Source organism: Sporacetigenium sp. TC11, assembly GCF_058146105.1.
Genome location: NZ_JBYVNY010000010.1, coordinates 99,117 through 105,290 on the forward strand (window position 1 = coordinate 99,117; position 6,174 = coordinate 105,290).

Sequence of the window (6,174 nt, forward strand, 5' to 3'; positions counted from 1 at the left end):
GTGTGTCTTTTATATTAAATCCTATACTTCAGGATATACTTGAGCTTCTTCTTCACCTTTTAAAACTCTAAGTCCACCTTGTGCTAAAGCTAACATTTCATCTTCACCTGGATATACTTTTATATCTGCTATGAATGCTACTCTTTCTTTTATCATGTCTACGAACATCTTAGAGTAAGATATTCCTCCAGTTATTAGTATAGCATCAACTTTACCTTTTAGTACAGCAGCACAAGCTCCTATTTCTTTTGCAACTTGGTATGCCATAGCTTCATAAACTAATTCAGCTTTTTTATCTCCAGCTTCTATCATAGCTTCAACATCTCTACCATCACTAGTTCCAAGATATGCTACTAATCCACCTTTACCTGTTATCTTTTTCTTTATTTCATCTAGAGTGTATTCTCCACTGAAGCACATTTTTGCTAAATCTCCAACAGGAAGTCCTCCACTTCTTTCTGGAGAGAATGGTCCTTCTCCGTCTAATGCATTTGCAACTTCTACAACTCTTCCATTTTCGTGTGCACCAACAGATACACCGCCACCTAGATGAGCTACTACAAAGTTACATTCAGCATATGATTTTTCCATTTCTACAGCTGCTCTTCTTGCAATTGCTTTTTGATTTAATGCATGGAATATACTAGCTCTTTCTATTTCTGGCATACCAGATATTCTAGCTACATCACTTAATTCATCTACAACAACTGGATCTACTATATATGATGGTATATTAACTGAATCAGCTATTTCTTTAGCTATTACTCCACCTAAGTTAGAAGCATGTTCTCTTGGGCCTTCCATTAAATCATGCGTCATGTTCTTGCTTACTGCATAAGTTCCACCCTTTATAGGTCTTAAAAGTCCACCTCTACCAACTACAGCATCTAATTCTTCTGCTTTGATATTAGCTTCTTTTAAAGCATCTTCTATAACATTTTTTCTGAATTCAAATTGATCTGCTATTTTAGCATATTGACCTATTTCTTCTGCAGAGTGTCTTAGAGTCTTTTCAAATACTTCTGTTTCGTTGTCATATACAGCTATTTTAGTAGAAGTAGATCCTGGGTTTATAGTAAGTATTCTGAATACATCTTTCATCTTGGTGTTTCCTCCCGTTGAATATATTAGTTTGTAGCCTTAGCCGCAATTAATACGCCTAGTGCTATAGAATTTAATTTTGTTTCTTCATTGTCTGCTCTAGAAGTTAATATTATCGGAGCTTTTGCACCAACTATAACTCCTGCATTCTTAGAATTTCCAAAGAATACCATTGATTTGTATAATATATTTCCAGCTTCAATATCTGGAGCTAAAAGTATATCTGCCTTACCTGCAACTGGATGATCTATTCCTTTGTGTCTAGCTGCTTCTACTGATACAGCATTATCTAGTGCAAATGGACCACCAACTAAACATCCTTTTATTTCTCCTGCATTACACATATCTTCTAATGCTTTTGCATCTACTGTGTCAGGCATCTTAGGATTAACCTTTTCTTTAGCGCATATAACAGCTACCTTTGGCTCTTCTATATCTAATGCATTAGCTATTTGACAAGCATTTTCTATTATTAGTTTTTTAGCTTGTAAATCTGGAGCTAAGTTCATTGCTGCATCAGTTACAAAGAATAATCTATCATATCCTGGCACATCAAATACAGCAACATGACTTAGTACGCTACCTGTTCTAAGTCCTATTTCTTTATCTAATACAGCCTTTAATATTATAGATGTATCAACAAGTCCCTTCATAACCATATGCGCTTTACCAGTAGATACTAGTTCAACTGCTTTTCTAGATGCTAATCCTAAATCTTTTTCTTCTATTGTTTCATAGTTATTTATGTCTATACCTATTTCATTAGCTATTTCTATAGTTCTTTCTATGTCTCCAACTAATATAGCTTTAGCTATTCCTTCTTTTCTAGCCATTTCTACAGCCATTAAAACTTCTTTGTCTTGAGAACAAGCTACTGATATAGTCTTAGGGCCTCTTTCTCTTGCGAATTTTATTACCTCTGAAAAACTTCTCATTACAACTTCACCTCATATTCGTATATTTTAGCTATTTCTTCCTTATTTATGACTCTAAGAGCACCTTCATTTAATGCCCTCATTTCATCTTCACCAGGCTCTATATATACTGGAGATATAAACTCCACCATATTCTTTATATAATCAGTTAAATATTTTGAATATGCCAGTCCACCTGTTATCACTATTGCTTCAGTATCTCCGTTTAGCACTGTAGCCATAGCTCCGATTTCTTTTCCTATTTGATATCCCATAGCATTAAAAACTAATTCTGCATTATTATCTCCATTTTCTATCATTTTCATGACTTCTCTTGCATCATTAGTGCCTAAATATGCTGTAAGACCACCTTTTCCTCTTAACTTTGATTTTATTTCTTTTTCTGTATATTTTCCACTAAAGCATAATTTAACTAAATCTCCAACAGGTAACCCTCCAGTTCTTTCTGGAGAAAATGGCCCCATTTCATTTGCATTATTATAATCTATCGCTTTACCATTTTTAAGAGGTGCTATACTTATACCTCCACCTAAATGTACAACTATCATATTTGTTTCATCGAAGTTTTTTCCTAGCGATTGCGCTACTCTTCTTCCAATTGCCTTTATATTAAGGGCATGTCCCTGTGATTTTCTTTCTATTTCTGGTATACCTGATATTCTAGCTACGTCTTCAAACTCATCAACAGCAACTGGATCTACTATATAACTTTCTATATTTTCTATATCTCCTATTGATTTTGCTATTAATCCTCCTAAATTTGAAGCATGTTCTCCTTGTACACCTATTTTTAAATCATCTACCATTTTTTCTGTAACTTTATAAGTTCCCCCTGGCATAGGTCTCAGCATTCCACCTCTACCAACAACAGCAATTAATTGCGATGTAGAATATCCCTTTTCATTAACCCATTCTAATATGGTATTTCTTCTCATATCTAATTGATCGTATATTCTGTCAAATTTTGATATTTCTTCAGAAGAATGATTTATATTTTCTTGAATAACGTTTTCTAAACCTTTAAAAAGTGATACTTTTGTAGATGTTGACCCTGGATTTATGACCAAAATATATTCCCTTTTCATCATTATCCCCTCTTTAATAAATTTCTTTTTTTGTATACTTTATACCTCTATAATATACCTAAATCAAAAAAGATGCAACAGAAAAGGACATATTTTGGATTCCTTTTTTGTCGCATCTTGATGTTAATTGTCTATTAGCGTGCCAGGGTAACGTTTTCAGGCTCTATGGTTACTTTATTTACCTCATAAGGTATATTATGATTAATTTTGTATTTATTATCTCCTAAGGAATTATCTTCTAAATCAACATATAATTTTATGTCATTCTGATTTAGGTTTTCTATTTCGTCAGAATAACTTACAGTTATCTTAATCTTATCTGGAAGGTTATTTTTATTTGTATCTATATTTCCATTATTATTTATAAAAGATACATTACCTTTAGATATCTCAAATGTACTAGATATATTTTTAGATATATCTAGCTTTACAGCTATGTATTTACTATTTGACGACACGTCTTCTGGCAACTGTAACTTAATATCTATATTAGTATCTTTATCAATGCTACTTAAATTAATTGGAAAGGTATCTATACTATCTATTTTAGATAAAACATCCTCTTTTCCCCTTATTATTATGTTTTGCTGACTTAAGTTATATTCTCTTAATTCATATCCATCAGGTAAATTCCCATCAAATTTAATATTAACAGGTACTTGTTTTGATTCTAGCAAAGTTGCATTGACTATAATTGATTTATCCTGTATACTTACATTTTTTACTTCTTTTCCATATTTATCTACTGCCATTAGAACTATCTTATATGAGAGATTTTCTGTTTTATCTTCTACTTTTAAAACTCCTACTACTTTATCTACCTTATTTACTAGACTTCTTGGGCCATATACATATGTAGTACTCTTACTCATTTGTATATCTCCTATTTCATTAGATGACCTTCCTTCTAATTTCACTTCTATCTTCTTATTAAGACTAATTTGCTTTTCTAAATCTACAGTAACCATTTGTGGATTAAGTTGATAAGTTGCACCATTGGGTAAATCTGCTTCTAAATCTACTACATTTTTACCATCTCTTGGTTGGTCTACCTCTCCGTGTATATATATATCTGATTTCTTTATTCTTTTTAATGATGACATTCTTCCTTTTATGTATATGTCAGTATTTAAATCTGAACTTGAGTATATAGATAAATTCTCACTTTTTATATCATCCACATTAGTTATAGTAACAGGTACATCCCTGTATGATTGAACTATGACGGGGTCTACCACAGTCATAACGTACAACCATAATACTATTGCACTGAATAAAGATATTATCTTCATTCTTGTATTATGTTTCAATTTATTCATCATTTAAATATACCACCTTTGAAAAAACTTTTTTCATCGTTAAATTTCAGATTACTACGCAATATATTTGTTAATCTTTCTTTAGATAAATTTCTATACAGTTTACCTAGTCTAGCAACAGATACTGCACCTGTCTCCTCTGATACTGTAAGTGCTAGACAGTCTGATATTTCACTTATCCCTATCGCAGCTCTATGTCTTGTACCCAAATCCTTACTCAAGTCTTTACTTTCAGTTAGTGGTAAGAAACAAGCAGCCGCTTTTATCTTATCACCTCTGATTACTACTGCCCCATCATGTAAAGGAGTGTTAGGTATGAATATATTTATAAGTAATTGCGTAGATATTTCACCATCTATTATTGTTCCTGTATTAATTATTTCTCCTATTTTTGTCTCTCTCTCTATAACTATTAAAGCACCTATTTTTTGTCTAGATAGAGAATATATAGCCTCTACCATTTCTTCAATGCTCTGTTTTAACTGATCCTCTGATATACTTATACTGTTTTTTCCTATAAAATTAAATCTAGCTCTTCCTATATGTTCAAGTCCTGCTCTTAATTCAGGTTGAAATATAATTAGAAATGCAATAACTCCAACTTGTAATGTATAGACTAATATCCAATTTAAAGTATGAAGTTGTAAAATTTCACTTGCCTTTGTGGTTACAAGTAAAAACAACATTCCTTTTAAAACTTGCTCAGCTCGTGTATCTTTTATAAACATAAATATTTTATAACAAATATAACATACGATAGCTATATCTATAATGTCTGTTATACCCATATTGAATATAAGGCTTGTTAAATCATACCAAATGGCATTTATATTAGACAATTTATAATCCTCCTATTGTATATCTATTTAACATATATATTAAATATTATAATATAATTGCAATACTAAATTCAATTGATTTAAAATTTATACTTATTTTCAAATAATACTATACTATAATATTATTTTATATTTAGAGTGATATATTCATATATAAAAATTTCCCGACCGTCATGTCACCAACGACCTTGAGCAGCTGAGACCTTGCTCGAGTTTATCAGTTGGAAATTAAAAAAAAGAGTTTCACATCAGTGAAACTCTTTTACTGGCGTGCCAGCAGGGATTCGAACCCCGGACACACGCCTTAGAAGGGCGTTGCTCTATCCAGCTGAGCTACAAGCACATATTTTTTATTGGAGCGGGAGACGAGATTCGAACTCGCGACTTCCACCTTGGCAAGGTGGCGCTCTACCACTGAACTACTCCCGCATTTATGGCGACCTGGAAGGGACTCGAACCCTCGACCTCCAGCGTGACAGGCTGGCATTCTAACCAACTGAACTACCAGGCCGCAAATGGTGGGATTAACAGGGTTCGAACCTGTGACCCCCTGCTTGTAAGGCAGGTGCTCTCCCAGCTGAGCTATAATCCCAAATTTTGGTGACCCATAGGGGAATCGAACCCCTGTTACCGCCGTGAAAGGGCGGTGTCTTGACCGCTTGACCAATGGGCCTTATTAAATTAATGGCTCCGAGGGTGGGGCTCGAACCCACAACCTACCGGTTAACAGCCGGTTGCTCCACCGTTGAGCTACCTCGGAACATTATCTGGCTACGTCCTACTCTCCCAGGCAGCTTCCCACCAAGTACCATTGGCGCTAAAGAGCTTAACTTCTGTGTTCGGAATGGGAACAGGTGTATCCTCTTTGCTATTGTAACCACATTATATTGAAATT

Annotated in this window: 5 protein-coding genes, 6 tRNA genes and 1 rRNA gene; all 12 read right to left on the bottom strand. The window is 33.6% G+C overall.

All coding sequences use genetic code 11. The features are described from left to right. Nucleotides 1-21 precede the first annotated feature (21 nt). The 12 genes from buk (ACUSRV_RS13700) to rrf all read right to left on the bottom strand — a co-directional run bounded on the left by buk (ACUSRV_RS13700) (nucleotide 22) and on the right by rrf (nucleotide 6,161). Nucleotides 22-1,101: a butyrate kinase gene (gene buk, locus ACUSRV_RS13700; protein WP_490142536.1), complete on the bottom strand. Its 1,080-nt coding sequence runs from the start codon at nucleotides 1,099-1,101 to the stop codon at nucleotides 22-24. A gap of 26 nt (nucleotides 1,102-1,127) precedes the next feature. Then, a complete protein-coding gene (ptb, locus tag ACUSRV_RS13705) occupies nucleotides 1,128-2,036 on the bottom strand; it encodes a phosphate butyryltransferase (RefSeq protein ID WP_490142537.1) in 909 nt (302 codons plus the stop codon). Then, on the bottom strand, nucleotides 2,036-3,124 hold the full coding sequence (gene buk, locus ACUSRV_RS13710) for a butyrate kinase (protein WP_490142538.1): 1,089 nt from the start codon (nucleotides 3,122-3,124) through the stop codon (nucleotides 2,036-2,038). The genes ptb and buk (ACUSRV_RS13710) overlap by 1 nt, the downstream gene beginning before the upstream one ends. A gap of 131 nt (nucleotides 3,125-3,255) precedes the next feature. Further along, on the bottom strand, nucleotides 3,256-4,443 hold the full coding sequence (locus ACUSRV_RS13715) for a CdaR family protein (RefSeq protein WP_490142539.1): 1,188 nt from the start codon (nucleotides 4,441-4,443) through the stop codon (nucleotides 3,256-3,258). Then, on the bottom strand, nucleotides 4,440-5,279 hold the full coding sequence (cdaA, locus tag ACUSRV_RS13720; RefSeq protein WP_490142540.1) for a diadenylate cyclase CdaA: 840 nt from the start codon (nucleotides 5,277-5,279) through the stop codon (nucleotides 4,440-4,442). Before cdaA ends, ACUSRV_RS13715 begins: the two co-directional genes overlap by 4 nt. Nucleotides 5,280-5,545: 266 nt before the next feature. Continuing rightward, nucleotides 5,546-5,622, bottom strand: a tRNA-Arg gene (locus ACUSRV_RS13725). Between the two features lie 11 nt (nucleotides 5,623-5,633). Beyond that, nucleotides 5,634-5,708 (bottom strand) — tRNA-Gly (locus tag ACUSRV_RS13730). A gap of 5 nt (nucleotides 5,709-5,713) precedes the next feature. Further along, nucleotides 5,714-5,790: transfer RNA gene (locus ACUSRV_RS13735), tRNA-Asp, on the bottom strand. 5 nt (nucleotides 5,791-5,795) lie between these two features. Beyond that, a tRNA-Val gene (locus tag ACUSRV_RS13740) sits at nucleotides 5,796-5,871 on the bottom strand. A 6-nt stretch (nucleotides 5,872-5,877) separates the two neighbouring features. Continuing rightward, nucleotides 5,878-5,952, bottom strand: a tRNA-Glu gene (locus ACUSRV_RS13745). A gap of 12 nt (nucleotides 5,953-5,964) precedes the next feature. Then, nucleotides 5,965-6,039, bottom strand: a tRNA-Asn gene (locus tag ACUSRV_RS13750). A gap of 5 nt (nucleotides 6,040-6,044) precedes the next feature. Then, nucleotides 6,045-6,161, bottom strand: a 5S ribosomal RNA gene (rrf, locus tag ACUSRV_RS13755). Between the last annotated feature and the right edge of the window lie 13 nt (nucleotides 6,162-6,174).